The sequence below is a fragment of the Pseudarthrobacter equi genome, from assembly GCF_900105535.1.
In the GTDB taxonomy this organism is placed as follows: domain Bacteria; phylum Actinomycetota; class Actinomycetes; order Actinomycetales; family Micrococcaceae; genus Arthrobacter; species Arthrobacter equi.
This window is the reverse complement of the sequence record NZ_LT629779.1, coordinates 3,403,202-3,428,903: the sequence shown is the minus strand read 5'-3', so window position 1 is coordinate 3,428,903 and position 25,702 is coordinate 3,403,202. Positions and strand designations below refer to the sequence as shown.

The 25,702-nt window shown below is 63.4% G+C and carries 21 protein-coding genes; 20 read left to right on the top strand and 1 reads right to left on the bottom strand.

From position 1 onward, the window contains the following. The first annotated feature begins 215 nt into the window (after positions 1 to 215). The 9 genes from BLT71_RS15530 (at position 216) to BLT71_RS20920 (ending at position 17,936) form a co-directional block, all read left to right on the top strand. Complete coding sequence (locus BLT71_RS15530; RefSeq protein ID WP_091721988.1) at positions 216 to 689, top strand: hypothetical protein; 474 nt, start codon at positions 216 to 218, stop codon at positions 687 to 689. Positions 690 to 995: 306 nt separating this feature from the next. After that, entirely contained in the window at positions 996 to 4,505 is a 3,510-nt protein-coding gene (gene rpoB / locus BLT71_RS15525; protein WP_056075394.1) for a DNA-directed RNA polymerase subunit beta, read from the top strand. Between the two features lie 100 nt (positions 4,506 to 4,605). Further along, positions 4,606 to 8,505, top strand: a complete 3,900-nt coding sequence (locus BLT71_RS15520; protein ID WP_056075391.1) for a DNA-directed RNA polymerase subunit beta' — start codon at positions 4,606 to 4,608, stop codon at positions 8,503 to 8,505. Positions 8,506 to 8,932: 427 nt separating this feature from the next. Next, entirely contained in the window at positions 8,933 to 9,307 is a 375-nt protein-coding gene (gene rpsL, locus BLT71_RS15515; RefSeq protein ID WP_011692814.1) for a 30S ribosomal protein S12, read from the top strand. A 1-nt stretch (position 9,308) separates the two neighbouring features. Next, positions 9,309 to 9,779: a 30S ribosomal protein S7 gene (rpsG, locus tag BLT71_RS15510; protein ID WP_013601837.1), complete on the top strand. Its 471-nt coding sequence runs from the start codon at positions 9,309 to 9,311 to the stop codon at positions 9,777 to 9,779. Between the two features lie 69 nt (positions 9,780 to 9,848). Then, positions 9,849 to 11,963 carry an elongation factor G gene (gene fusA / locus BLT71_RS15505; protein ID WP_091721986.1) on the top strand — a complete coding sequence of 705 codons (2,115 nt, stop codon included), beginning with the start codon at positions 9,849 to 9,851 and terminating at the stop codon, positions 11,961 to 11,963. 263 nt (positions 11,964 to 12,226) lie between these two features. Then, positions 12,227 to 13,417: an elongation factor Tu gene (gene tuf / locus BLT71_RS15500; RefSeq protein WP_056075385.1), complete on the top strand. Its 1,191-nt coding sequence runs from the start codon at positions 12,227 to 12,229 to the stop codon at positions 13,415 to 13,417. Positions 13,418 to 13,851: 434 nt separating this feature from the next. Then, on the top strand, positions 13,852 to 17,781 hold the full coding sequence (locus BLT71_RS15495; protein ID WP_231994308.1) for a hypothetical protein: 3,930 nt from the start codon (positions 13,852 to 13,854) through the stop codon (positions 17,779 to 17,781). Positions 17,782 to 17,810: 29 nt separating this feature from the next. Beyond that, positions 17,811 to 17,936 carry a hypothetical protein gene (locus BLT71_RS20920; RefSeq protein WP_261618682.1) on the top strand — a complete coding sequence of 42 codons (126 nt, stop codon included), beginning with the start codon at positions 17,811 to 17,813 and terminating at the stop codon, positions 17,934 to 17,936. A 55-nt stretch (positions 17,937 to 17,991) separates the two neighbouring features. On the opposite strand, the gene BLT71_RS15490 is transcribed toward BLT71_RS20920, so the two are convergent. Next, positions 17,992 to 19,431: a GH1 family beta-glucosidase gene (locus BLT71_RS15490; protein ID WP_091721981.1), complete on the bottom strand. Its 1,440-nt coding sequence runs from the start codon at positions 19,429 to 19,431 to the stop codon at positions 17,992 to 17,994. 433 nt (positions 19,432 to 19,864) lie between these two features. Here BLT71_RS15490 and rpsJ point away from each other — a divergent pair, with 433 nt between their 5' ends. From rpsJ to rpsQ, 11 genes are read left to right on the top strand one after another with little or no spacing between them, the layout of a single operon-like run. Then, the gene (rpsJ, locus tag BLT71_RS15485) at positions 19,865 to 20,173 is read left to right on the top strand and encodes a 30S ribosomal protein S10 (protein ID WP_003803825.1); all 309 of its coding nucleotides are present in this window, start codon (positions 19,865 to 19,867) and stop codon (positions 20,171 to 20,173) included. Between the two features lie 17 nt (positions 20,174 to 20,190). Further along, positions 20,191 to 20,841, top strand: coding sequence for a 50S ribosomal protein L3 (gene rplC, locus BLT71_RS15480; RefSeq protein WP_015937852.1), 651 nt, complete (start codon positions 20,191 to 20,193; stop codon positions 20,839 to 20,841). A 4-nt stretch (positions 20,842 to 20,845) separates the two neighbouring features. Continuing rightward, on the top strand, positions 20,846 to 21,466 hold the full coding sequence (gene rplD / locus BLT71_RS15475) for a 50S ribosomal protein L4 (protein ID WP_056075375.1): 621 nt from the start codon (positions 20,846 to 20,848) through the stop codon (positions 21,464 to 21,466). Further along, positions 21,463 to 21,768: a 50S ribosomal protein L23 gene (gene rplW / locus BLT71_RS15470; RefSeq protein ID WP_056075372.1), complete on the top strand. Its 306-nt coding sequence runs from the start codon at positions 21,463 to 21,465 to the stop codon at positions 21,766 to 21,768. The genes rplD and rplW overlap by 4 nt, the downstream gene beginning before the upstream one ends. Before the next feature lie 29 nt (positions 21,769 to 21,797). Next, positions 21,798 to 22,637: a 50S ribosomal protein L2 gene (gene rplB / locus BLT71_RS15465; RefSeq protein WP_015937850.1), complete on the top strand. Its 840-nt coding sequence runs from the start codon at positions 21,798 to 21,800 to the stop codon at positions 22,635 to 22,637. Between the two features lie 12 nt (positions 22,638 to 22,649). Continuing rightward, entirely contained in the window at positions 22,650 to 22,931 is a 282-nt protein-coding gene (rpsS, locus tag BLT71_RS15460) for a 30S ribosomal protein S19 (RefSeq protein WP_018773666.1), read from the top strand. 38 nt (positions 22,932 to 22,969) lie between these two features. Further along, positions 22,970 to 23,335: a 50S ribosomal protein L22 gene (gene rplV, locus BLT71_RS15455; RefSeq protein WP_009358304.1), complete on the top strand. Its 366-nt coding sequence runs from the start codon at positions 22,970 to 22,972 to the stop codon at positions 23,333 to 23,335. Then, positions 23,336 to 24,166, top strand: a complete 831-nt coding sequence (gene rpsC / locus BLT71_RS15450; RefSeq protein WP_056075369.1) for a 30S ribosomal protein S3 — start codon at positions 23,336 to 23,338, stop codon at positions 24,164 to 24,166. Next, positions 24,167 to 24,583, top strand: coding sequence for a 50S ribosomal protein L16 (gene rplP / locus BLT71_RS15445; protein ID WP_015937848.1), 417 nt, complete (start codon positions 24,167 to 24,169; stop codon positions 24,581 to 24,583). It abuts the gene before it with no gap. Between the two features lie 2 nt (positions 24,584 to 24,585). Further along, positions 24,586 to 24,915, top strand: a complete 330-nt coding sequence (gene rpmC / locus BLT71_RS20915; RefSeq protein ID WP_015937847.1) for a 50S ribosomal protein L29 — start codon at positions 24,586 to 24,588, stop codon at positions 24,913 to 24,915. Further along, the gene (rpsQ, locus tag BLT71_RS15435) at positions 24,912 to 25,217 is read left to right on the top strand and encodes a 30S ribosomal protein S17 (RefSeq protein ID WP_015937846.1); all 306 of its coding nucleotides are present in this window, start codon (positions 24,912 to 24,914) and stop codon (positions 25,215 to 25,217) included. The genes rpmC and rpsQ overlap by 4 nt, the downstream gene beginning before the upstream one ends. Positions 25,218 to 25,702 lie beyond the last annotated feature (485 nt).

Below are 25,702 nucleotides of genomic sequence, written 5' to 3'. Positions count from 1 at the left end.
CACCAAGGTTATCGTGACCCTGGTCACCCATCTATTCAAACGCGGCGGCACGCATGTGCATTCCGGGCCTGCGCCGCCTGGAGCCGCGTTAGCTGGAAGACAGCAGGGGAGAGGTCCCCATGGCCGGAATGTGCACGACGGCGGCAGTTTGCGTAGGGTGGACGGCGGAAACTCATGCAGGGGGCAGCCATGCCGCACCCGGGACGGATGGAGCAATGACAATGAAGAAGATCCTCGCCCTGGCAGCAGTTGTTGGCGTAGCCGGGCTGACTGCCTGCTCGGTGTCGGCGCCCGCTCCGGCCGAAACCGCTGACGCGGGCCAGACCTCCAGCCCGGCTGCCAGCAGCAGCGCCTCCGCCAGTGACGGCCCGTCGGCGTCCTCCGCCACGTCCGGCGGCGCCAAGGAAGCCTGCGAACGCTTCAACTCGCTCTTTGCCGACTACGCCGCTGTGCCCTCCGGCGACGCCAACGGCTACGAGGACATCTACCTGCAGGCGGAAGACGCCAAGGACACCGTCACCGGCGACCTTCAGGGCCTCTTCGCCTCGCTCAGCCTCCTGGCCATCGACCACTCCAGCGCAGCCGAAAGCGGCGGGGAGCCCGCCCAGACTTCCAAGGACGCCGTGCGTGACGCGGTGTTTGCCAACTCGGGGACGTGCTCTGCCGAAGGCGTGACGCTCAAGCTCTAACCGGCCGCCGCGAACCGGAAAGCGGACGGAAAAGGGTGCTTGCAATCCTGCGCGAAGTGGGGTAGACACATACGCTGTTTTGCCGTATCGTAGATATTTGCGTCTTCCCTGTTTACCTTCAGCCTTCATATAGCGGTGGGCTTTGCCTGGCAGCTGGCAATCAACGTGCCGTCGATACGTCACAACACAGCCAGCCGGGCCCCGGGTCATATAGCGGAACCGGATGGTAGCGCTGCGGAGTAACTTCTGCAGGGTGCACAGCGGGGGAGATCTGAAAACGCCTGAAGGTCTGTGGAAGGATCCCTCTTGGTCGCCTCGAGCACCTCTAATAACGAAACCGCTAACACCGCCGACAGCACTGATGGTGCCACTCGCCGGCTCTCATTCGCAAAGATTCACGAACCCCTTGATGTTCCGAATCTGCTTGCCCTGCAGACGGACAGCTTTGACTGGCTCGTCGGCAACGAACGCTGGCAGGCACGCGTAGCGAAGGCCGTCGAAGAAAACGATCTCAGCGTCGCTACGACGTCCGGCCTGTCGGACATCTTCGAAGAGATCTCCCCGATCGAGGATTTCCAGGGCACCATGTCCCTGAGCTTCTCCGATCCGGAGTTCGCTGACCCCAAGTACACCATGGCCGAGTGCAAGGACCGGGACGCTACCTACTCGGCTCCGCTGTACGTCAAGGCCGAGTTCATGAACAACAACACGGGCGAAATCAAGCAGCAGACCGTGTTCATGGGCGACTTCCCGCTGATGACCGAGAAGGGTACCTTCGTGGTCAACGGCACCGAGCGTGTCGTCGTCTCCCAGCTGGTCCGTTCGCCGGGCGCCTACTTTGAGCGTGCCGCTGACAAGACCAGCGACAAGGACATCTTCACCGCCAAGATCATCCCGTCCCGCGGTGCATGGTTTGAGCTCGAGATCGACAAGCGCGACCAGGTCGGCGTCCGCCTCGACCGCAAGCGCAAGCAGTCCGTCACGGTCCTGCTGAAGGCCCTGGGCTGGACCGAAGGCCAGATCCTCGAAGAATTCGGCCAGTACGACTCCATGCGCGCAACGCTGGAGAAGGACGCCACCGAAACCCGCGAAGACGCCCTGCTGGACATCTACCGCAAGCTGCGTCCGGGCGAGCCGCCCACAGTCGAGGCTGCCCAGTCCCTGCTGGACAACCTGTACTTCAACTCCAAGCGCTACGATCTGGCCAAGGTTGGCCGCTACAAGATCAACCGCAAGCTGGGCATCGACCGCTCCCTTGGCGACAAGGAAGCCTCGGTCCTGCACGTTGAAGACATCGTTGCCATGATCAAGTTCCTCGTCGCGCTGCACGCCGGCGAGAAGACCATTAAGGGCACCCGTGACGGCCAGGAAGTGGACCTGCGCGTCGAAATCGACGACATCGACCACTTCGGCAACCGCCGTATCCGCGCCGTCGGCGAGCTCATCGAGAACCAGGTCCGCACCGGCCTGTCCCGCATGGAGCGCGTTGTCCGCGAGCGTATGACCACCCAGGACGTCGAGGCCATCACGCCGCAGACCCTGATCAACATCCGCCCCGTCGTGGCAGCCATCAAGGAGTTCTTCGGAACTTCGCAGCTGTCGCAGTTCATGGACCAGAACAACCCGCTTTCGGGCCTGACCCACAAGCGCCGCCTGTCGGCCCTTGGCCCCGGTGGTCTGTCCCGTGACCGCGCCGGCATGGAAGTCCGTGACGTGCACCCGTCCCACTACGGACGTATGTGCCCCATCGAAACTCCTGAAGGCCCGAACATTGGCCTGATCGGTTCGCTGGCATCCTACGGACGCATCAACCCGTTCGGTTTCATCGAGACGCCGTACCGCCTGGTCAAGGACGGAGTCGTTTCCGACGACGTCCAGTACCTGACGGCTGACGACGAGGCCGAGGTCCTGATCGCCCAGGCCAACGCACCGCTGGATGCTGACAAGAAGTTCTCGGAAGAGACCGTTCTTGTCCGTGCCCGTGGTGGTGGAGGCGAGCCTGTTCTGGTTCCCGCCGCAGACGTCGAGTTCATGGACGTTTCCCCGCGCCAGATGGTGTCCGTGGCCACGGCCCTGATCCCGTTCCTCGAGCATGACGATGCCAACCGTGCACTCATGGGTGCCAACATGCAGCGCCAGGCCGTGCCGCTGGTCCGTTCCGAGGCCCCGTTCGTGGGTACCGGCATGGAGCGCGCCGCAGCCGTCGACGCCGGCGACGTCACCATCGCCAAGAAGGCAGGTGTGGTTACCGAGGTCTCCGCTGAGCTGGTCATCATGCTCAACGACGACGGTACGGAAACCAACTACCGCATCAACAAGTTCGCGCGCTCCAACCAGGGCAACTGCTACAACAACCGCGTCCTGGTAAACGAAGGCCAGCGCCTTGAGGTCGGCGGCATCATTGCTGACGGCCCGGCGACGGACCAGGGCGAGCTCGCCCTTGGTAAGAACCTGCTCGTGGCATTCATGTCATGGGAAGGCCACAACTTCGAGGACGCCATTATCCTCTCGCAGCGCATTGTTGCCGAGGACGTTCTTTCCTCCATCCACATCGAGGAGCACGAGATCGATGCCCGCGACACCAAGCTTGGTGCCGAGGAAATCACCCGTGACATCCCCAACGTGTCCGAGGAAGTCCTGGCAGGCCTGGACGAGCGCGGCATCATCCACATCGGTGCCGAGGTTGAAGCCGGCGACATCCTGGTCGGAAAGGTCACCCCGAAGGGTGAAACCGAACTGACCCCGGAAGAGCGCCTGCTGCGCGCCATCTTCGGTGAGAAGTCCCGCGAAGTTCGCGATACTTCCCTGAAGGTGCCGCACGGCGAGTCCGGCACCGTCATCGGTGTCCGCGTCTTCGACCGCGACAACGACGACGAGCTGCCCCCGGGCGTGAACCAGCTGGTCCGCGTCTACGTGGCCGCCAAGCGCAAGATCACCGACGGCGACAAGCTCGCCGGCCGCCACGGCAACAAGGGTGTTATCTCCAAGATCCTCCCGATCGAGGACATGCCCTTCCTTGCCGACGGCACCCCCGTTGACATCGTCCTGAACCCGCTGGGTGTTCCGGGCCGTATGAACGTGGGCCAGGTGCTCGAAACGCACCTCGGCTGGGTTGCCAAGACCGGCTGGAAGATCGAAGGCGAGCCCGAGTGGGTCAAGCAGCTGCCGAACCTGCCGCGCGAGAGTGGTCCCACCACTGTTGCAACGCCGGTCTTCGACGGTGCCCGTGAAGAAGAAATCACGGGCCTGCTCGACTCCACCAACGTGACCCGTGACGGTGACCGCCTGATCAACTCCTCCGGCAAGACCCGCCTGTTTGACGGCCGCTCCGGCGAGCCGTTCCCGGATCCGATCTCGGTCGGCTACATGTACATCCTGAAGCTCCACCACCTGGTGGACGACAAGATCCACGCCCGCTCCACCGGCCCGTACTCCATGATCACGCAGCAGCCGCTGGGTGGTAAGGCACAGTTCGGTGGCCAGCGCTTTGGTGAAATGGAAGTGTGGGCCCTCGAAGCCTATGGCGCCGCCTACACGCTCCAGGAACTCCTCACCATCAAGTCCGATGACATCCACGGCCGCGTCAAGGTCTACGAAGCCATCGTCAAGGGCGAGAACATCCCGGAGCCGGGCGTTCCCGAATCCTTCAAGGTCTTGATCAAGGAAATGCAGTCGCTGTGCCTGAACGTGGAAGTGCTTTCCACGGACGGAACCACAATTGAAATGCGTGACTCTGATGACGCAGTCTTCACGGCTGCGGAAGAACTGGGCATCGATCTGTCTCGTGCGGAGCCCAGCTCCGTAGAAGAGGTCTAGCAGGTCCGGTCCGACGGCGGGTGCCCACCCGCCGTCGGGCCTGACCTCCCTCATTCGTCAAGACTTCAGAATTTAGAGAACAAGAGAGAACAGGGACCATATGTCCAGCGAATCCTCCTTCGGCCTCATGCAGATCGGCCTCGCCACCGCGGAAGACATCCGCGGCTGGTCTTACGGCGAGGTTAAGAAGCCGGAAACCATCAACTACCGCACGCTCAAGCCCGAGAAGGACGGCCTCTTCTGCGAGAAGATCTTCGGCCCGTCCCGTGACTGGGAATGCTACTGCGGCAAGTACAAGCGCGTGCGCTTCAAGGGCATCATCTGTGAGCGCTGTGGCGTTGAGGTCACCCGCGCCAAGGTACGCCGTGAGCGCATGGGCCACATCGAGCTCGCCGCTCCCGTCACCCACATCTGGTACTTCAAGGGTGTTCCGTCCCGCCTGGGCTACCTCCTTGACCTGGCTCCGAAGGACCTCGAAAAGGTCATCTACTTCGCTGCCTACATGATCACCAGCGTCGACGAGGCTGCCCGCCACGAGGAACTGCCCAACCTGCAGGTTGAGCACGACATCGAGAAGAAGCAGCTCATCGACAACCGCGACTCCGACATCGCGGCGATCGCCCGCGACCTCGAAGGCGAAATCGCCCGCCTTGAGGGCGAAGGCGCCAAGGCTGCCGACAAGAAGAAGGCCCGCGACTCCGCCGACCGCCAGATGGCCAACGTGCGCAAGCGCGCCGACGCCGACATCGAGCGCCTCGAGCAGGTCTGGGACCGCTTCAAGAACCTCAAGGTTGCCGACCTCGAAGGCGACGAGGGCCTGTACCGCGAACTGCGTGACCGCTACGGCATGTACTTCGAAGGCTCCATGGGTGCCGAGGCCATCAAGAAGCGCCTCGAGGGCTTCGACATGCAGGCCGAATCCGACCTGCTGCGCGACATCATTGCCAACGGCAAGGGCCAGCGCAAGACCCGTGCCCTCAAGCGCCTGAAGGTGGTCAACGCGTTCCTGACCACCAACAACAGCCCGCTCGGCATGGTCCTCGACGCCGTCCCGGTGATCCCGCCGGAACTGCGCCCGATGGTCCAGCTGGACGGTGGCCGCTTCGCGACCTCCGACCTCAACGACCTCTACCGTCGTGTGATCAACCGCAACAACCGACTCAAGCGCCTGCTTGACCTCGGCGCCCCGGAGATCATTGTCAACAACGAGAAGCGCATGCTTCAGGAAGCTGTTGACAGCCTCTTCGACAACGGCCGTCGTGGCCGTCCGGTTACGGGTCCGGGCAACCGCCCGCTGAAGTCCCTGAGCGACATGCTTAAGGGCAAGCAGGGCCGCTTCCGCCAGAACCTCCTCGGCAAGCGTGTTGACTACTCCGGCCGTTCGGTCATCGTCGTCGGCCCGCAGCTGAAGCTGCACCAGTGCGGCCTGCCCAAGCAGATGGCCCTGGAGCTCTTCAAGCCGTTCGTGATGAAGCGCCTGGTTGACCTCAACCACGCCCAGAACATCAAGTCGGCAAAGCGCATGGTCGAGCGTTACCGTCCGCAGGTTTGGGACGTGCTCGAAGAGATCATCACCGAGCACCCGGTGCTGCTCAACCGTGCACCTACCCTGCACCGCCTGGGTATCCAGGCGTTCGAGCCGCAGCTTGTTGAAGGCAAGGCCATCCAGCTTCACCCGCTGGTTTGTGGTGCCTTCAACGCTGACTTCGACGGTGACCAGATGGCAGTGCACCTGCCGCTGAGCCCCGAGGCGCAGGCTGAGGCGCGCATCCTGATGCTGTCCTCGAACAACATCCTGAAGCCGTCCGATGGACGCCCGGTCACCCTGCCTTCGCAGGATATGATCATCGGCCTCTACCACCTGACCACCAAGCGGAAGGGTTCGGCCGGCGAAGGCCGCATCTTCGGTTCGGTATCCGAGGCCATCATGGCGTTCGATGCCCGCGACCTTCACCTGAACTCCCAGGTCAAGATCCGCCTCGAAGGCTTCGTGCCCTACGCCGGTTGGGAAGCCCCCGAAGGTTGGGAGCAGGGCCAGCCCGCAATCGTGGAAACCTCCCTGGGCCAGGTCCTCTTCAATGAGACCCTGCCCGAGGACTACCCCTGGGTTGAGGCTGTAGCGGACAAGGGCGAACTGTCCAGGATCGTCAACGACCTCGCTGAGCGCTACCCGAAGGTTGTTACCGCGGCAACGCTGGACAACCTGAAGGATGCCGGTTTCTACTGGGCCACCCGTTCGGGCGTCACGGTTGCCATCTCCGACATCGAGGTTCCGGCTGCCAAGCCGCAGATCCTTGCCGGGTATGAGGAACGCGCCGCCAAGATCCAGGGCCAGTACGACAAGGGCCTGATCGACGACGACGAGCGTCGCCAGGAACTCATCGAGATCTGGAACAAGGCAACCAACGACATCGCTGCGGTGATGCGTGAGAGCCTGTCTCCGATGAACACCATCAACCGCATGGTGTCCTCCGGTGCCCGTGGTAACTGGATGCAGGTCCGTCAGATCGCGGGTATCCGTGGCCTGGTGGCCAACCCTAAGGGTGAGATCATCCCGCGCCCCATCAAGTCCTCGTACCGTGAGGGCCTGTCGGTGCTGGAATACTTCATCGCCACGCACGGTGCCCGTAAGGGCCTCGCCGATACCGCTCTGCGTACCGCCAACTCGGGTTACCTGACCCGACGCCTGGTGGACGTCTCGCAGGATGTCATCGTCCGTGAAGAGGACTGCGGCACCGAGCGTGGCCTGGTCACGCCGATCGCCGTCGCCGACTCCAACGGTGAGCTGGTCCTGGACGAGAACGTCGAGAACAGCGCCTACGCACGTACGCTGGCTGTCGACGTCGTGGACTCCGAGGGCAACGTCCTCGCAGCCGCCGGCACCGACTGCGGCGACGTCGTCATCGACGAGCTCTTCAAGGCCGGCATCACCGAGGTCAAGGTCCGCTCGGTCCTGACCTGTGAGTCCAGCGTTGGTACCTGCGCCCTGTGCTACGGCCGTTCGCTGGCCACCGGCAAGACCGTGGACATCGGCGAGGCTGTCGGCATCATCGCCGCCCAGTCCATCGGTGAGCCCGGTACCCAGCTGACCATGCGTACGTTCCACACCGGTGGTGCAGTGTCCGCCGGCGGTGGCGACGACATCACCCAGGGTCTGCCCCGTATCCAGGAGCTCTTCGAAGCCCGTACTCCGAAGGGTGTTGCGCCGATTGCCGAGGCAGCCGGCCGCATCGCCATCGAAGAGTCCGAGCGCCAGATGCGCCTGGTCATCACCCCGGATGACGGAACGGAAGAGATCGCTTACCCGGTCCTGCGCCGTTCACGCCTGCTGATCGAAGACGGCGACCACGTCACCGTTGGCCAGAAGCTGATCAACGGTCCGGTGGACCCCAAGCAGGTCCTGCGCATCATGGGTCCGCGTGCGGCACAGAAGTTCCTTGTGGACGAAGTGCAGGGCGTGTACCGCAGCCAGGGCATCGGTATCCACGACAAGCACGTCGAGGTTATCGTCCGCCAGATGCTGCGCCGCGTCACGGTCATCGAGTCCGGCGAATCGGACCTGCTGCCCGGCGAGCTCGCCGAGCGCAGCCGTTTCGAAGACGCCAACCGCCGCGTTGTGTCCGAGGGCAAGACGCCGGCATCCGGCCGTCCGGAGCTCATGGGCATCACCAAGGCGTCGCTGGCCACCGAGTCCTGGCTGTCCGCAGCTTCCTTCCAGGAGACCACCCGCGTCCTGACGCAGGCGGCCATGGAAGGCAAGAGCGATCCGCTGCTGGGCCTCAAGGAGAACGTCATCATCGGTAAGCTGATCCCGGCCGGCACGGGCCTCCCGCGCTACACCGAGGTCACCGTGGAGCCCACCGAAGAAGCGAAGGCCAACCTGTTCACCGGCCCCAGCGCATTCAGTGACTTCTCGTACGACACCCTGGGCGGTGACGGAGCCCCCGAGTTCCACGCCATCCCGCTGGATGACTACGATCTCGGCAACGACTTCCGCTAAAAACGGCTGTCAGTCCCAAGCTGGATAATCAGGCCAGGCCCCGCACTTTCGAGTGCGGGGCCTGGCCCGTTAACCGGGTTTTGCGCCCGGTCGCCAGGGCATTGGAGGACGACGGCGGCGGGCGGCTGCCGCCGTCGTCCGCCTTACACCTGATTAAGGCTCAGGATCAAGCCGTGCTAGACTTTTCTGTAATTGTTCTGTGTGGCAGTGGATGAAGGCCGCCGCAGCGTCATTTTGGTTTTGTTCTCATGATGCTGGGTGTGAGCTTGTTTCCGGGTTGCGGGTAAGGTGCGCAACGAATGCCACCATTTTGCACGCCTAGGCAAGATTTGAGCCACCAGGCCTGCAGGGACAACGCCAAAACCGGAGCAGAGACGGCTGACGCCTGAATGTGCCGGTAGAGATCAAACCAACGGAGAACACGAGAGTGCCTACGATTAACCAGCTGGTCCGCAAGGGCCGCACGCCTAAGGTCAAAAAGACCAAGGCTCCTGCCCTGAACGGCAGCCCGATGCGCCGCGGTGTTTGCACCCGCGTTTACACCACCACCCCCAAGAAGCCGAACTCGGCTCTGCGTAAGGTTGCACGTGTGCGCCTCAACGGTGGCGTTGAAGTTACCGCTTACATCCCCGGTGTTGGCCACAACCTGCAGGAGCACTCCATTGTGCTCGTTCGCGGTGGTCGTGTGAAGGACCTTCCGGGTGTCCGCTACAAGATCGTCCGTGGCGCCCTCGATACCCAGGGTGTGAAGAACCGTAAGCAGGCCCGCAGCCGCTACGGCGCAAAGATGGAGAAGAAGTAATATGCCTCGCAAGGGTCCGGCCCCCAAGCGGCCGCTCGTACAGGATCCCGTTTACGGCTCCCCGCTGGTAACCCAGCTCATCAACAAGGTGCTCGTTGACGGCAAGAAGTCCACGGCAGAGCGCATTGTCTACGGTGCCCTCGAAGGCGCACGCGCCAAGTCCGGCGGCGACCCCGTGGCTGCACTGAAGAAGGCCATGGACAACGTCAAGCCTTCGCTTGAGGTCCGCTCACGCCGCGTCGGCGGCGCCACCTACCAGGTTCCGGTTGAGGTCAAGCCGGGCCGCTCCACCGCACTTGCCCTGCGGTGGCTGGTTGGCTACTCCAAGGCCCGCCGCGAAAAGACGATGACCGAGCGTCTCCAGAACGAAATCCTGGATGCGTCCAACGGTCTCGGTGCCGCTGTGAAGCGTCGCGAAGACACCCACAAGATGGCCGAGTCCAACAAGGCCTTCGCACACTACCGCTGGTAATACTCCCCGGACGCCGCCGGCTCAACCGAGCCGGCGGCGAACGTGTAGTCCATCCCAAAAGGAGACCCCGTGGCACAGGACGTGCTTACCGACCTTAGTAAGGTCCGCAACATCGGCATCATGGCCCATATTGATGCCGGCAAGACCACCACCACCGAGCGCATCCTGTTCTACACGGGTGTGAACCACAAGATCGGCGAAACGCACGACGGCGCTTCGACCACTGACTGGATGGAACAGGAAAAGGAACGCGGCATCACCATCACGTCTGCCGCCGTGACCTGCTTCTGGGAAAACAACCAGATCAACATCATCGACACTCCCGGCCACGTGGACTTCACTGTTGAGGTTGAGCGCTCCCTGCGCGTCCTCGACGGTGCCGTTGCTGTCTTCGATGGCAAGGAAGGCGTTGAGCCCCAGTCCGAGACCGTGTGGCGCCAGGCTGACAAGTACAACGTCCCGCGTATCTGCTTCGTCAACAAGATGGACAAGCTCGGCGCTGATTTCTACTTCACCGTAGACACCATCGTCAGCCGCCTCGGCGCCAAGCCGCTGGTCATGCAGCTGCCCATCGGTGCTGAGAACGACTTCATCGGCGTCGTGGACCTGCTCTACATGCGCTCCCTGGTCTGGCCCGGCGATGCCAAGGGTGACGTCACCATGGGTGCGAAGTACGAGATCCGCGAGATCCCGGCTGACCTCCAGGAAAAGGCCGAAGAGTACCGCGCAGCGCTCGTTGAGACCGTTGCAGAGTCCTCCGAGGAACTCATGGAGAAGTACCTTGAAGGCGAAGAACTCACCGTAGACGAGCTCAAGGCCGGCATCCGCAAGATGACGATCAACTCCGAGCTCTACCCGATCTTCTGTGGCTCCGCGTTCAAGAACCGTGGCGTTCAGCCGATGCTCGATGCAGTTGTCGACTACCTGCCGAACCCGCTCGACGTCCCGCCGATGGTCGGTCACGACCCCCGCGACGAAGAGAAGGAACTGACCCGCGCACCTTCCGCTGACGAGCCTTTCTCCGCACTGGCCTTCAAGATTGCAGCGCACCCGTTCTTCGGCCAGCTCACCTTCATCCGCGTGTACTCCGGTCACGTGGAAGCAGGCGCCCAGGTGGTCAACTCCACCAAGGGTAAGAAAGAGCGCATCGGCAAGCTGTTCCAGATGCACGCCAACAAGGAGATGCCCGTTGAGGGCGCCACCGCCGGCCACATCTACGCTGCCATCGGTCTCAAGGACACCACCACGGGCGACACCCTGTGCGACTCTGCAAACCAGATCGTGCTTGAGTCCATGAGCTTCCCGGAGCCCGTGATCTCGGTTGCCATCGAGCCGAACACCAAGGGTGACCAGGAGAAGCTCTCCACGGCCATCCAGAAGCTCTCCGCTGAGGACCCCACCTTCCAGGTGTCCCTCAACGAAGACACCGGCCAGACCATCATCGCCGGCATGGGCGAGCTCCACCTGGACATCCTGGTGGACCGTATGCGCCGCGAGTTCAAGGTCGAGGCAAACGTGGGCAAGCCCCAGGTTGCCTACCGCGAAACCATCAAGCGCGCCGTCGAACGCCACGACTACACGCACAAGAAGCAGACCGGTGGTTCGGGCCAGTTCGCAAAGATCCAGATTGCGATCGAACCGCTGGACACTGCCGAGGGCGAGCTGTACGAGTTCGAGAACAAGGTCACCGGTGGCCGCGTTCCGCGCGAATACATCCCGTCTGTCGACGCTGGTATCCAGGATGCACTGAACGACGGCGTCCTGGCCGGTTACCCGGTTGTGGGCATCAAGGCCACGCTGATTGACGGCGCGTACCACGATGTTGACTCCTCGGAAATGGCGTTCAAGATCGCCGGCCGTATGGCTTTCAAGGAAGCCGCACGCAAGGCGAACCCTGTCCTGCTCGAACCGCTGATGGATGTCGAAGTCCGCACCCCTGAGGAATACATGGGTGAAGTTATCGGTGACATCAACTCCCGCCGTGGCCAGATGCAGTCCATGGAAGATGCACAGGGCGTCAAGGTTATCCGCGCGCACGTTCCGCTGTCCGGCATGTTCGGCTACATCGGTGACCTGCGTTCGAAGACCCAGGGCCGCGCTGTGTACTCCATGACGTTCAACAGCTACGCGGAGGTCCCGAAGGCTGTCGCCGACGAGATCATCCAGAAGAGCCGCGGCGAGTAGTCCGTACAGGGCACTTAAAGCGAATACCTCGGGTGCGCAGCCGGAAACGGACAGCGCAGCCGGTGCAGGTGGCCGGGGCCGGCGGGACCCATCCCGGTCAAGCCGGCTCCAGGCCATCTGCACGAACAGGCTCAGGGGATTAGTATTAGTTCCTGAATCTGCAATTTCACCAATCCAAAGCCCCCAAGTAGACTTGCCTGAGTTTCTGCCGCGAAAAGCGCGGTTGAAGGGCAAGTCATTTGAAATCGTTCTAGGAGGAACCTGTGGCAAAGGCAAAGTTCGAGCGGACTAAGCCGCACGTCAACATCGGCACCATCGGTCACGTTGACCACGGTAAGACGACGCTGACGGCCGCCATTTCCAAGGTGCTGTACGACAAGTACCCGGATCTCAACGAGAAGCGCGACTTCGCGTCTATCGACTCTGCTCCCGAAGAGCGTCAGCGCGGTATTACCATCAACATCTCCCACGTGGAGTACCAGACCGAGAAGCGCCACTACGCACACGTAGACGCCCCCGGTCACGCTGACTACATCAAGAACATGATCACCGGTGCTGCCCAGATGGACGGCGCAATCCTCGTGGTTGCTGCTACCGATGGCCCCATGGCTCAGACCCGCGAGCACGTTCTGCTCGCCCGCCAGGTTGGTGTTCCCTACCTGCTGGTCGCGCTGAACAAGTCCGACATGGTTGATGACGAAGAGCTCCTCGACCTCGTCGAAATGGAAGTTCGTGAGCTGCTCAGCTCGCAGGGCTTCGATGGCGATGAGGCTCCGGTTGTTCGCGTTTCCGGCCTGAAGGCTCTGGAAGGCGACCCGGTTTGGGTCAAGTCCGTTGAGGACCTGATGGCAGCTGTCGACGAGTCCGTTCCGGACCCCGTACGTGACCGCGACAAGCCGTTCCTGATGCCGATTGAAGACGTCTTCACCATCACCGGCCGTGGCACCGTTGTTACGGGCCGCGCCGAGCGTGGCACCCTCGCCATCAACTCCGAGGTCGAGATCGTTGGCATCCGCCCGGTCCAGAAGACCACGGTTACCGGTATCGAGATGTTCCACAAGCAGCTCGACGAAGCATGGGCCGGCGAGAACTGTGGCCTGCTGCTCCGTGGCCTGAAGCGCGACGATGTCGAGCGTGGCCAGGTTGTCGTCAAGCCGGGTTCCATCACCCCGCACACCGACTTCGAGGCCAACGTCTACATCCTGTCCAAGGACGAAGGCGGACGCCACAACCCGTTCTACTCGAACTACCGCCCGCAGTTCTACTTCCGTACGACGGACGTTACCGGCGTTATCACCCTGCCTGAGGGCACGGAAATGGTTATGCCCGGCGACAACACTGAGATGACCGTTGCGCTCATCCAGCCGATCGCTATGGAAGACGGCCTCGGCTTCGCTATCCGCGAAGGCGGCCGCACCGTTGGTTCGGGACGCGTCACCAAGATCATCAAGTAACTCTTGCTGATCATCGGATAGCCGGGATTATGTCCCGGTAATCCACAGAAGGCCCCGCTGCAGTGTGCAGCGGGGCCTTCTTTTGCTACCGTTAATCCAGTCAATGGATAAACCGCGGGACTTCTGCCACACTCTCCCTGAAAGGCCATCTCATGCCGGACGATTCGTACGAGGCAGGCTACCGGGCCGGTCACTTGCAGGGTTGGCTGGATGCCATGGCCAAAGTGGCTGAGCGCCAGGCGACAGATTCCACAACCGCGCCGCCCGATCGGGTGCAGGCCCCCGCCCCGGCCCAGGCTCCGGCGGCGCGGCCTGTGTTCGCCCCGCCGACGGTCACGGCTCCTGCACCCCAATCGGCTCCTGCACCTCAGCCGGCTTCCGTGATGCCAAGCCGTCCTGCAGCACCTCCGCAGCCAGTGCCCGTGGGGGCCGCTATGACACCACGGCCAAAGCCCACCACCCAGCCTGTCCCATACCGCGGATACGCCGATGGCCCGTCGCGGCCGGCAGAATCAGCCGAAGAGGCGGCAGCGCGCCGGGAACGGCGTGACCGCCAGAACATCAACGTCACGCTGTATGTGGCGAGCCTCCTTCTCGTTGCCGCAGCGGCCCTGTTTGTGGGAACGGCGCTGCCGCCCATGATGAGGTTCGCAGGTGTCTGCTCCGTGGCTGCCCTGTTCTACGGCTCCGGATTCATCCTGCACCACCGCGTCCCGCGCCTGAAGCCTGCCGCGGTGGCCTTTACTGGCACCGGGCTGGCGCTCGTCCCTGTCATCGGCTTGGCCCTTTACAGTTTTGTCTGGCAAAACGGGCCCGCGGCGTGGCTCGCCACCTCGCTCGTTGGAACCCTTGCCTACATTGCGGCCGCCCTCCGGCTCGAAAGCCGCGTGCTGGCGTATCTGTCGCTGACTTTCCTTGTCTCCACCGCGTGGTCGGGTATGGCAGTCCTCGGTGCCGCCCTTGTTTGGTACTTCGTGATGCTCATCGCCGTGGCAGTCCTGTTCACCCTGCTGAGCCTGGTCAGGCCGGGCTGGCTTCCCCCGCTTTTCCTGCGGCCCCTGATAACTGTCCACCCCGTCGTCGTACCTGCTGTTGCCCTGGCTGCAACTTTCCTCCTGCGCACCAGCCTGGCCGAGTACGCACTGATCCTCGGGCTCAGCGGTGCATACTTCGCCACCATGGCCGCAGTACCGGGAGCAAGCTTCAGGCTCGGCAATTTCTATGCATCCCGCGCCGCACTGACGGTTGCGGGGGCGGTGGCTGTCCTGGAGCTCACCGATACCGTGAGAGGCGCACTGCTGGCCGCCTGCGCACTGCTTGCGGTGCAGGCCATCGGCGTTGCCGTGGGTGGCGGCCGTCTGGCGGCCTGGTTCCCTCCCCGCCGGCCTGACGGGGAAAAGGAACCGTTGGCTGCCACCGTGCCCACTCCTTCCCTGAGCGAAGCATTGGCGCCACGTTGGCGTGCCGACGTCATGGTGACCCACGTGGTGCACTGGGCGTTGACGGCAGCGTTTGCGGGCAGCACTGTGCTGCGCAGCATTGCCGGCGCGTGGGTGCCTGATGCAGGAGCAATTCCACTGTGGGTGCCGGTATTGCTGCTGCTCCTGACGAGCTTTGCCCTGGCTGTCAGGCTGCGCCGGGCGGCGGAGTTCCTTCCGTTTGCGGGCATTGCCCTGGCCGGAGTCGTCAGCAGGGTGATGGGGGAGTGGGAGTTCGCCCTCATGGTGCTCCTCACCGGATTCTTCTGGCTGGTCCGTGGGTTCCGTGAAAGCGGCACGCAACGGCAGATCCTCCTCTTCAACACCAGGATCGCAGGCACGGTTGCCGTTCCCGCCGTGACGGCCGCCTTGACGGAGGGCCGCACGCAGGGGCAGGCAGTGTGGTTCAGTGTTGTGGCAGCGGCCGTGGCACAGCAGTTGCTGTCTGCCTGGCTGCAGCGGGGGAGTCGTAGCGAATTTGCGCCACAAGCGACCCTGGTTGGCTTCTCTGTTCTTGGGACGGTGGGAGTCGCTGTTCTCGCCGCCGTGGACTCTTCGCCTGGACAGTCGCTGACGTGGGTCGGGATTCTGCTGCAGCTCGCTGCAGCGGTTGTCATGGGTCTGCTCCTGGTACCGCAGCCGGGCGGGGAGCGCGCCTGGAGTCCACGAGCAGGCGAAGTGGTGCCGCTGGTGCTGGCAAGCGTGATGCTGGAGTTCGCTTTCAGGTGGATTACACCGGATGCAGGGAACATCGCGCTGGCTGTAGTGGTGGCCTACCTCGCCGTCACAGGGGTTCGGCTGCGGTCCCGGCTGCACCGTTGGGGATATTGGTGGCTTAGCCGCATCGCCGCCACATTGTTGGCGCTGACGCTGTTCGACAGGCTGGTGGTCTCCGCGGGCGCGCCATTAGTAGGCGGGGAAGCTGTTGACCCCGCCACGGTGCTGGTTGCCGTGTTGGCCGTCCAGATGGCCGTGGTGCTGGTGTCTTTCCGGCTTGGGCGTTCTCCGCGTGGCGCGGCCGTGGATGCGGGTGTGGTTCTGGCGGTGCAGCTCATCGGGTGCGCCATGCTGTGGCCGCTGTCGGCGGGAAGCTGGCAGCATCTGGTCCTCCCGGGGGTCACTGCGCTGTCCTCGGCTGCTGCCGGGCTGTTGCTGCGCGGCCAACGGGGCTCCGGGTGGTTCGCGCCGGCATCCTTCCTCGTCCTGGTGGGACTGTCCACCGGCAACCTCACCCTGGTCGAGGTGCTGCTGGGCATCTTTGCTGCCTTCGCCGCGGTGATGGTGGCAGCAGCTGGCCGGGCTGTGGAGAAGGGCGGGTACTTTGTTGCCGCGAGGGTACTGACGGCGGCCCTGGCCGTGATCCTCAGTTACGACGTCTCCGCCTCCCCGGACGTTGTGTCGCTGACCTTTGCCGGCGTTCTTGCCGCGCAGCACGCCGTACGGTGGGTGATGCGCTTCCGCCTTCAAGAGGTTCCCTTCCAGCAGGCGGCGGTGTGGATCACCCTCGCGGGCCAAGCCATCCTTCCACTGGCCTACTTCAGCCGTTACGGAGCAGCCGGCAGCGGTGGCGAACGCTGGATCATCCTGGTGGAGTTCGGGCTGGTTCTTGTTTCGGCCGTCGTTGCCAGGACCCTGTTCGCGGCGCGCGGTGCACTCTACTTCGCAGCCTTTGCCGTGCTGGGCGGGGTGCTGGCGCTGAGCCCGCTGGTGACGCCTGCAGTGTCCCCGGTGCTGGGCTACACCGGGGTGGCGCTTCTTCTGCTGGCGCTGGCGCTTGCGGCGGCCGTGGCCGGAGTGTTGTGGTCCCGGCGGATGCCGATCCCCTCCGGAACTGAGCATTGGCTGTGGCTGGCAGCCGCACTGGGATACAGCCTCAGTGCGTTGGTCCTCGCTCCGCAGGCCGATGAGTGGATCGCCGGGTTTGCGGTCCTGGTGCTCGCCGCTGTCCTCTTCTGCGCCTCCCACGTTGAGCGGGCCGGGGTGCTGTACGCGCCGGCGTCGGCGGCTATCCTGGCCGGTACCTTCATGGTGGTCCGGGAGGTGGCAGGGGGAAACCCGGACGCCTGGGCGGCCTATGCGCCGTGGCTCGGTGCCGGCGCAGCGGGAGCCGCCCTCTACGGTGTGCGGGTGGCAAGGTCCGCCGGGCTAGCGGCTGACCCCTTGCGCCGCTGGTCCCTGGCCGGCGCCGCCTTGGCCGGGTTCGCCCTGGCCACATTTGCTGGAATCGCGGCAGACACCACGGCCTGGGTTGCCGCCTCAGCGCTGGCGGGCGCGGCGGGCATCTGCATCGCGGAAGCCCCGGCAGAACTTCGCCGGGTGGTCTCCGAGGCGGGTGCTGTGGTGGTGATAGCCGGAGTTCAACGCGCGGCGATCTTCGAACTGGACGGCCGCCGGAGTTTCGGGGCCGGCTTGCCGGATCCCTTCTGGGCGGCGCAGTGGTACGTGGTGCTTGGGGCCGCCCTGGCGTTCCTTCGCTACCGCTCCGGACAGCCCAAGGCGGGGCGCGGTATCGCTGTGGCGGCGGCCGTCCTGCTTACGCTGACCGGGGCAGGAACCGTGTTTGGCGGCACTGCAGGGCAGCAGCTGTGGCTTTTGGTGCTGCTCGCTGTGCTGCTCGTCGGCGGGCTCCTGGCCGGCGAGAAGATCTTCGTCAGGTGGGGCGCCGCCGGTGTTGCCGCCTGCATTCTTTGGGCGATGCGCGGGTACACGTTCGTACTCCTGGCGCTTATCGCCGTCGGTCTGATTGCTTTTGCCGTCTGGCGGCTGAACCGGAGTGCCGGGCCAGAGGCCGCGAAGGCTGCTCGGCCAGCGCCGCCAGCGCCTCCAGCACCTTCAGATGCGGGGAGGGACGCCGGCAGCGACGCTCCGGCCAGGAAAGTGCCCTGATACTGTTGCAGCATTGAGAGGAGCTCATCATGGGATGGCTTATTTTCCTGATCGTCGCGGCTGCCGTGGTGGCCGGAGTCTTCTGGGCGAAGAAACACTTCCGCCACGAGATCGACCGGGCAAAGCGGATCAACAGGGCCAACAAGAACCAGTAACCGGCCATTGCAGGTGCCCCGCACCGCGGCGTGACTCTGCCAACGCCGCGGCTGCCTACCCTGCGGACTGGACCCTGCGGGCCCGGGAGAGGGCCTGATACCAGTAGAACGACTGCTTGGGCGTACGCTCCTGGTTGCTGAAGTCGACGTGGACCAGGCCGAACCGCTGTGAGTACCCGGCGGCCCACTCGAAATTGTCCATGAGTGTCCAGACGAAGTATCCCCGCAGGTCCACTCCCGAGGCGATTCCGCCGGGGGCCGTCGCTTCCAGCGCGGCTGCCAGGTGCGAGGCCAGGTAGCTGAGGCGCTCACCATCCTGCAGGGTTCCGGATACTGTATCCGGTTCGGGAAAGCTGGCACCGCCTTCCGTGATGTAGACCGGCGGGAGGGCAGCACCGTACCGGTCCCTCATTTCCTGCAGCAGGACACCCAGGTGCCCGGGGGCCACAGGCCAGCCGAAGCCCGTGTTGCTGAACTCCGGGTAACCCACCTCGTGGAAGGGCAGCCGTGCCACGGCCTTGTGCATGTCAGCGGGAATGGCGGTGACGCCCCGCCCCAAGGCCACCTTGACCGGGAAGTAGTAGTTCAGTCCGTAGAAGTCGAGTGGCTGGTGGATGGTCCGCAGGTCGGAATCGGAGATGCGCCCGATCGAACGCAGCCACGGCCGGGCGTACACCGGAAGGTTGGGATAGCGGCCCAGCAGCACCGGGTCTGCATAGATCCTGTTCATCAACAGGTCGTACAGATGCGCCACCACCCGGTCCCCGATCTTGCGGGATGCCGGCCGGATGGGGGCGTGCAGGTTCGTGACGCCGATTCCGCCCCGGACGCCTGCCGCGCGGAGGGCCTGGGTGCCCAGGCCGTGGGCCAGGAGCTGGTGATGAATGGAGGGGAGCGCATCGAACATCAGCGCCCGGCCGGGGGCATGGACGCCCAGGGCGTAGCCGTTGAGCGTCACGGAGACCGGCTCGTTGAGCGTGACCCACTGTGAGACGCGGTCGCCGTACCGTTGTCCGGCAGCAGCGGCGTACTCGCCGAAGCGTTCCGCGGTTTCCCTGTTGAGCCAGCCGCCGCGGTGTTCCAGCGGCAGCGGGGTGTCCCAGTGGTACAGGGTGGCCATGGGGGCGATGCCGGCTTCCAGCAGCTGGTCGATCAGCCGGTCGTAGAAGTCGAGCCCCTCCGGGTTGAGCCTGCCGCGGCCATCGGGTTGGATGCGGGGCCAGGCGAGGGAGAACCGGTAGGAGTCGACGCCGAGCTCCTTGAGGAGCGCGACGTCCTCGGGCAGCCGGTTGTAGTGGTCGCACGCGATGGCGGGGGAGTGGCCGTCAACGATGGCTCCGGGCTTTTGGGCAAAGGCGTCCCACCCTGAGGGGCCGCGGCCGCCGTCGGCCAGTGCGCCCTCGATCTGGAAGGCCGCCGCTGCCACGCCAAGAGTGAACGACGGCGGCATGCGGCTGGCCAGTTCAGTGACGGATTCGGTGCTCTCCAGCGTCATGTCCCCATCATCCATTCGCCGGGCAGCCGGGGCAATGGGTGGGCCTGCAACAGTACGGAAGAGTGGCCGCCAGGCGCTGCGCCCGGGCTAGCGAGGGCGATTGGCTTATGCCGGAGATATCCGGCATACTAGATGAGTTGTTCAAGCGCTTCTTCGTGTCCCGATCCGGATAATGCCGGGTGTCAGGGTCCAAGTGGAAGCCCAAACATAACCCACCCCAATGGAAAATGCGGATTTGTTTGCGTGTAGAGCGCGACACGCCCGACCGCGGGGGTCGGTTGCGCCGGCAAGGTGAGGAACCCGGATTCATCCGGATTCAGTTTGTGCGGCGGATGGTGGTTACGACCTCAATTGCTTCGGCAGCCATACAACAGGTAAGTGAACAGGGCAGCCCTAACCCGGGGAAGCACAGACTGAAAGAGAGTCAGGCGACATGGCGGGACAAAAAATCCGCATCCGGCTGAAGTCATACGACCACGAGGTCATTGACGTTTCAGCACGGAAGATCGTTGAGACGGTCACGCGCGCAGGCGCAACGGTAGTTGGCCCCGTGCCGCTGCCCACGGAGAAGAACGTTTACTGCGTTATCCGCTCTCCGCACAAGTACAAAGACAGCCGCGAGCACTTTGAAATGCGCACGCACAAGCGTCTTATCGACATCATCGATCCCACGCCCAAGGCTGTCGACTCGCTCATGCGCCTCGACCTGCCGGCCGACGTGAACATCGAAATCAAGCTGTAGGGAGGTGCTGAGAAACTATGACCGCAACCCGTAACGTAAAGGGCCTGCTGGGCACGAAGCTCGGCATGACCCAGGTCTGGGACGAGAACAACAAGCTCATCCCCGTCACTGTGGTCCAGGCAGACTCGAACGTCATCACCCAGCTGCGCAACGCAGAGGTAGATGGCTACGTCGCCGTTCAGATCGGCTACGGCCAGATCGATCCCCGCAAGGTCACCAAGCCGCTGGCTGGTCACTTTGAAAAGGCAGGCGTCACGCCTCGCCGCCACGTCGTCGAACTCCGTACCGCAGATGCTGCCGAGTACGAGCTGGGCCAGGAGCTGTCCGTTGAGCTCTTCGCTGCCGGCCAGAAGATCGACGTCATCGGCACCACCAAGGGTAAGGGCTTCGCCGGTGTTATGAAGCGTCACGGCTTCCACGGCGTTGGAGCTTCCCACGGTGCCCACAAGAACCACCGTAAGCCCGGTTCAATCGGTGGCGCATCCACCCCGAGCCGCGTCTTCAAGGGCATGAAAATGGCCGGCCGCATGGGCGCCGTGCGTCACACCACGCTGAACCTCACGGTCCACGCGGTTGACGCCGAGAAGTCGCTGCTCCTGATCAAGGGTGCCGTCCCCGGCGCCCGCGGCCAGGTCGTCTTCGTACGTACCGCCGTGAAGGGAGCCTAGTTCAATGGCTAACACTGTCCAGGTTGACCTGCCTGCCGAGATCTTCGACGTACAGACCAACGTGCCGCTGCTGCACCAGGTTGTCGTTGCCCAGCTCGCTGCTGCTCGCCAGGGTACCCACAAGACCAAGACCCGCGCTGAAGTTTCCGGTGCAGGACGCAAGCCGTTCAAGCAGAAGGGCACCGGCCGCGCCCGTCAGGGTTCAATCCGTGCTCCGCACATGACCGGCGGTGGCGTTGTCCACGGTCCCACCCCGCGTGACTACAGCCAGCGGACCCCCAAGAAGATGATTGCTGCTGCACTGCGCGGCGCACTGTCTGACCGGGCCCGCAACGGTCGCATCCACGTTGTCGCTGACCTGGTTGAAGGCACCAAGCCCTCCGCCAAGACCGCACTGGCAACGCTGCGCGGCGTTTCCGACCGCAAGAACCTGCTGGTCGTCATCGAGCGCGCCAACGATGTTGCTGCACTGTCCGTGCGCAACCTCACCGGTGTCCACGTTCTGTACGCAGACCAGCTGAACACCTACGACGTTCTCGTCTCTGATGACGTTGTCTTCACCAAGGCTGCTTACGAAGCATTCGTTGCCGCTAAGGCAGCTAAGAACGAGGAGGATGCCAAGTGAGTGCAGCCACCATCAAGGATCCCCGCGACGTCGTGCTTGCACCCGTCGTGTCGGAAAAGAGCTATGGCCTGATCGACGAGGGCAAGTACACCTTCCTGGTGGACCCCCGCTCGAACAAGGCTGAGATCAAGCTGGCCGTGGAGAAGATTTTCTCCGTCAAGGTCGAATCGATCAACACCATCAACCGTGCCGGTAAGCGCAAGCGCACCAAATTCGGATGGGGTACCCGCAAGAGCACCAAGCGTGCAATTGTGAGCCTCAAAGAAGGCACCATCGACATCTTCGGCGGTCCGCTCGCGTAGCGGAGACCACTTTAACGAGGAAATAAATTATGGGAATCCGTAAATACAAGCCGACTACCCCGGGCCGTCGTGGCTCGAGCGTAGCGGACTTCACCGAAATCACGCGGTCGACGCCGGAAAAGTCGTTGGTACGTCCGCTGCCCAAAAAGGGCGGCCGTAACAACACCGGTAAGATCACCACCCGTCACAAGGGTGGCGGACACAAGCGCCAGTACCGTCTGATCGACTTCCGTCGCCACGACAAGGACGGCGTTGACGCCCGCGTTGCTGAAATTGAGTACGATCCGAACCGTACGGCTCGCATCGCCCTCCTGCACTACGTTGATGGCACCAAGCGTTACATCATCGCCCCGAACAAGCTGTCCCAGGGCGACTTCGTAGAGGCCGGCCCCAACGCTGACATCAAGCCGGGCAACAACCTGCCCCTGCGCAACATCCCCGTGGGTACCGTTGTGCACGCAGTGGAGCTGCGTCCGGGCGGCGGTGCCAAGATGGGCCGCTCCGCCGGTGCATCCATCCAGCTCGTTGCCAGGGAAGGCCGTTTCGCCCAGCTGCGACTGCCCTCCGGCGAAATCCGCAACGTTGACGTGCGCTGCCGCGCAACCGTCGGCGAGGTCGGCAACGCCGAGCAGTCGAACATCAACTGGGGCAAGGCCGGCCGCATGCGCTGGAAGGGCGTCCGCCCGACCGTCCGTGGTGTAGCCATGAACCCGGTTGACCACCCGCACGGTGGTGGCGAGGGTAAGACGTCCGGTGGACGTAACCCCGTCAACCCGAACGGTCAGCGTGAAGGCCGCACGCGCCGCCCCAACAAAGAGAGCGACAAGCTTATTGTTCGTCGCCGTCGTACTGGCAAGAACAAGCGATAGGAGCCTGGACACATGCCACGCAGCCTGAAAAAAGGTCCTTTCGTTGACCAGCACCTCTTTGTGAAGGTAGCCAGGGAAAACGAAAAGGGCACCAAGAACGTCATCAAGACCTGGTCCCGCCGTTCGATGATCGTCCCCGACATGCTCGGACACACGATCGCCGTACACGACGGACGCAAGCACATTCCGGTGTTTGTCACCGAGTCGATGGTCGGGCACAAGCTCGGCGAATTCGCTCCCACGCGGACATTCCGCGGCCATGTCAAGGACGACCGTAAGGGCAAGCGCCGCTAGGCGCCTGCACTTACGTCAAAGACGAGAGAAGGAAAGCAATGGAAGCCAAGGCAATTGCGCGCCACATCCGCGTAACGCCTATGAAGGCCCGGCGCGTCGTCAACCTTGTTCGTGGTTTGCAAGCGAATGAGGCTCTGGCAATTCTGAAGTTTGCCCCCCAGGCAGCTTCGGAGCCGGTATTCAAGGTAGTTCAGTCGGCAATCTCCAACGCCCGGGTCCTCGCAGACCGCGACGGCGTTGCGTTTGACGAAGGCGACCTCATCATCAGCGAAGCGTTTGTTGATGAAGGCCCGACCATGAAGCGGTTCCAGCCGCGTGCCCAGGGTCGTGCATTTCAGATCAAGAAGCGCACCAGCCACATCACCGTGGTAGTCGCTACCCCGGAGAAAGAGGAGGCTCGCTAAGTGGGACAGAAAGTAAACCCGCACGGGTTCCGACTCGGCATCACCACCGATCACGTATCGCACTGGTTCGCTGACAGCACCAAGGCCGGACAGCGGTACAAGGACTTCGTTCGCGAAGACATCCGCATCCGCCAGCTCATGTCCACGGGCATGGAGCGCGCCGGCATCGCCAAGGTCGAAATCGAGCGCACCCGTGACCGTGTCCGCGTGGACATCCACACGGCCCGCCCGGGTATCGTCATCGGCCGCCGTGGAGCAGAAGCAGACCGCATCCGCGGCGAGCTCGAAAAGCTCACCGGCAAGCAGGTCCAGCTGAACATCCTCGAGGTCAAGAACCCCGAGATGGAAGCACAGCTGGTTGCCCAGGGTGTTGCAGAGCAGCTGACATCACGTGTGGCTTTCCGCCGCGCGATGAAGAAGGCCATGCAGTCCGCACAGCGTGCCGGTGCCAAGGGTATCCGTATCGCTTGCTCGGGCCGCCTGGGTGGCGCTGAAATGTCCCGCTCGGAGTTCTACCGCGAAGGCCGTGTGCCCCTGCACACCCTCCGCGCGAACATCGACTACGGCTTCTACGAAGCCAAGACCACCTTCGGCCGCATCGGCGTGAAGGTCTGGATCTACAAGGGCGACGTCACCGCCAAGGAACTGGCCGCACAGGCTGCTTCGGCACCGTCCCGCGGACCCCGCTCCGACCGTGGCGGACGTCCGGGTGGCGCTGACCGTGGTGACCGCCGTCGTCGCAACGACCGCCCGGCCGCTGACGCAGCTCCTGCTGCAGAGGCTCCGGCAGTTGAGGCTGCACCTGCAGCAGCAGAAGGAGGACAGGCTTAAATGCTTATCCCACGTCGAGTCAAGCACCGTAAGCAGCACCACCCGGGTCGTTCCGGCGCTGCTACGGGCGGCACCGAGGTCTCGTTCGGCGAGTGGGGTATCCAGGCTCTGAGCCCGGCATACGTCACCAACCGTCAGATCGAATCTGCCCGTATTGCGATGACCCGCCACATCAAGCGTGGCGGTAAGGTCTGGATCAACATTTACCCGGACCGTCCCCTGACCAAGAAGCCTGCCGAAACCCGCATGGGTTCCGGTAAGGGTTCACCGGAATGGTGGGTCGCCAACGTCAAGCCGGGACGGGTTCTTTTCGAACTCTCCGGTGTCAATGAAGAGGTAGCTCGCGAGGCCCTGCGCCTGGCAATCCACAAGCTGCCGTTGAAGGCACGCATTGTGCGTCGCGAAGGTGGTGAGTAGAAATGGCAGTAGGATCCAAGGATCTGGCTCCCGCGCAGCTGGACGGTTTCGACAACGAGCGTCTCGTTGAAGAACTCCGTAAGGCTAAGGAAGAGCTGTTCAACCTGCGTTTCCAGTCCGCCACCGGTCAGCTGGAGAACCACGGTCGCCTGCGTGCAGTAAAGAAGGACATTGCACGCATCTACACCGTTCTCCGCGAACGCGAGCTGGGCATTCGTGCCGAGGTTGCCGCACCGGTTGTGGAAGCCAAGGAAGAAAAGAAGTCCAAGAAGGCTGCAACCAAGAAGGCCGAGAAGGCTGAAACGGCTGAGTCCGAGGAGGACGCCAAGTGAGTGAAAAGGACCAGAACGTGACCGAATCTGCTACTGCAGCCACGGCTGAGCAGCGCGGTTACCGCAAGACCCGTCGCGGCTACGTGGTCTCCGACAAGATGGAAAAGACCATCGTCGTCGAGGTTGAAGACCGCGTGAAGCACGCACTGTACGGCAAGGTCATCCGCCGCACCTCCAAGGTCAAGGCACACGACGAAGAGAACACCGCCGGCATCGGCGACCTCGTTGTCATCGCCGAGACCCGTCCGCTGTCCGCCACCAAGAACTGGCGGCTCGTGGAAATCCTCGAAAAGGCCAAGTAGCACCTGCTGCTGGCTGGAAGCCCCTGCTCCCTTTCCGGGAGCGGGGGCTTCCTCGTTTAACCCTTGCGCCTCCCGACGCCCGCTCACATTTGGTGGCTTCCCACGAGACGCCCGCTCACTCGCTTCAGGGGAGTGAGCGGGCGTTGGGCCCATAGCCGCCACGAGTGAGCGCGCGTTGGGGTGGAGAATCACGACGGCGGTGGGCCGGCCGCGCGGGGGAGCGGCACCCCGGGTGGGGCGAACGGCTGCCCTGCGCGACGTCGTCGTACGTCCTGCCCTGCTTGCGGGGCGGTGCACCCTGGTGATATGGGAACTGGCCAAAAGCATGCTAGGATATTGAGTTTGTATGGCGCCTTCTGCGCGCCGTCATCAACCTCGTAAACAAGCGTGCCACAGCACAGTGCCCCTGTGCGCCCGGGATCTGTCCCGGACCGGATGGGAGCAACTGCTTCTGGCACAGGCGTTTAGGCCTGGTCTGGCAAAAT

What these genes read in the sequence shown, in the direction of transcription:
- BLT71_RS15530 (WP_091721988.1), top strand. Translation starts at nt 216, where the DNA reads ATGACAATGAAGAAGATCCTCGCCCTGGCAGCAGTTGTTGGCGTAGCC.
- BLT71_RS15520 (WP_056075391.1), top strand. Translation starts at nt 4,606, where the DNA reads ATGTCCAGCGAATCCTCCTTCGGCCTCATGCAGATCGGCCTCGCCACC.
- rpsG (WP_013601837.1), top strand. Translation starts at nt 9,309, where the DNA reads ATGCCTCGCAAGGGTCCGGCCCCCAAGCGGCCGCTCGTACAGGATCCC.
- BLT71_RS15495 (WP_231994308.1), top strand. Translation starts at nt 13,852, where the DNA reads ATGACACCACGGCCAAAGCCCACCACCCAGCCTGTCCCATACCGCGGA.
- BLT71_RS20920 (WP_261618682.1), top strand. Translation starts at nt 17,811, where the DNA reads ATGGGATGGCTTATTTTCCTGATCGTCGCGGCTGCCGTGGTGGCCGGA.
- BLT71_RS15490 (WP_091721981.1), bottom strand. Translation starts at nt 19,431, where the DNA reads ATGACGCTGGAGAGCACCGAATCCGTCACTGAACTGGCCAGCCGCATG.
- rpsJ (WP_003803825.1), top strand. Translation starts at nt 19,865, where the DNA reads ATGGCGGGACAAAAAATCCGCATCCGGCTGAAGTCATACGACCACGAG.
- rplC (WP_015937852.1), top strand. Translation starts at nt 20,191, where the DNA reads ATGACCGCAACCCGTAACGTAAAGGGCCTGCTGGGCACGAAGCTCGGC.
- rplD (WP_056075375.1), top strand. Translation starts at nt 20,846, where the DNA reads ATGGCTAACACTGTCCAGGTTGACCTGCCTGCCGAGATCTTCGACGTA.
- rplB (WP_015937850.1), top strand. Translation starts at nt 21,798, where the DNA reads ATGGGAATCCGTAAATACAAGCCGACTACCCCGGGCCGTCGTGGCTCG.
- rpsS (WP_018773666.1), top strand. Translation starts at nt 22,650, where the DNA reads ATGCCACGCAGCCTGAAAAAAGGTCCTTTCGTTGACCAGCACCTCTTT.
- rplV (WP_009358304.1), top strand. Translation starts at nt 22,970, where the DNA reads ATGGAAGCCAAGGCAATTGCGCGCCACATCCGCGTAACGCCTATGAAG.
- rplP (WP_015937848.1), top strand. Translation starts at nt 24,167, where the DNA reads ATGCTTATCCCACGTCGAGTCAAGCACCGTAAGCAGCACCACCCGGGT.
- rpmC (WP_015937847.1), top strand. Translation starts at nt 24,586, where the DNA reads ATGGCAGTAGGATCCAAGGATCTGGCTCCCGCGCAGCTGGACGGTTTC.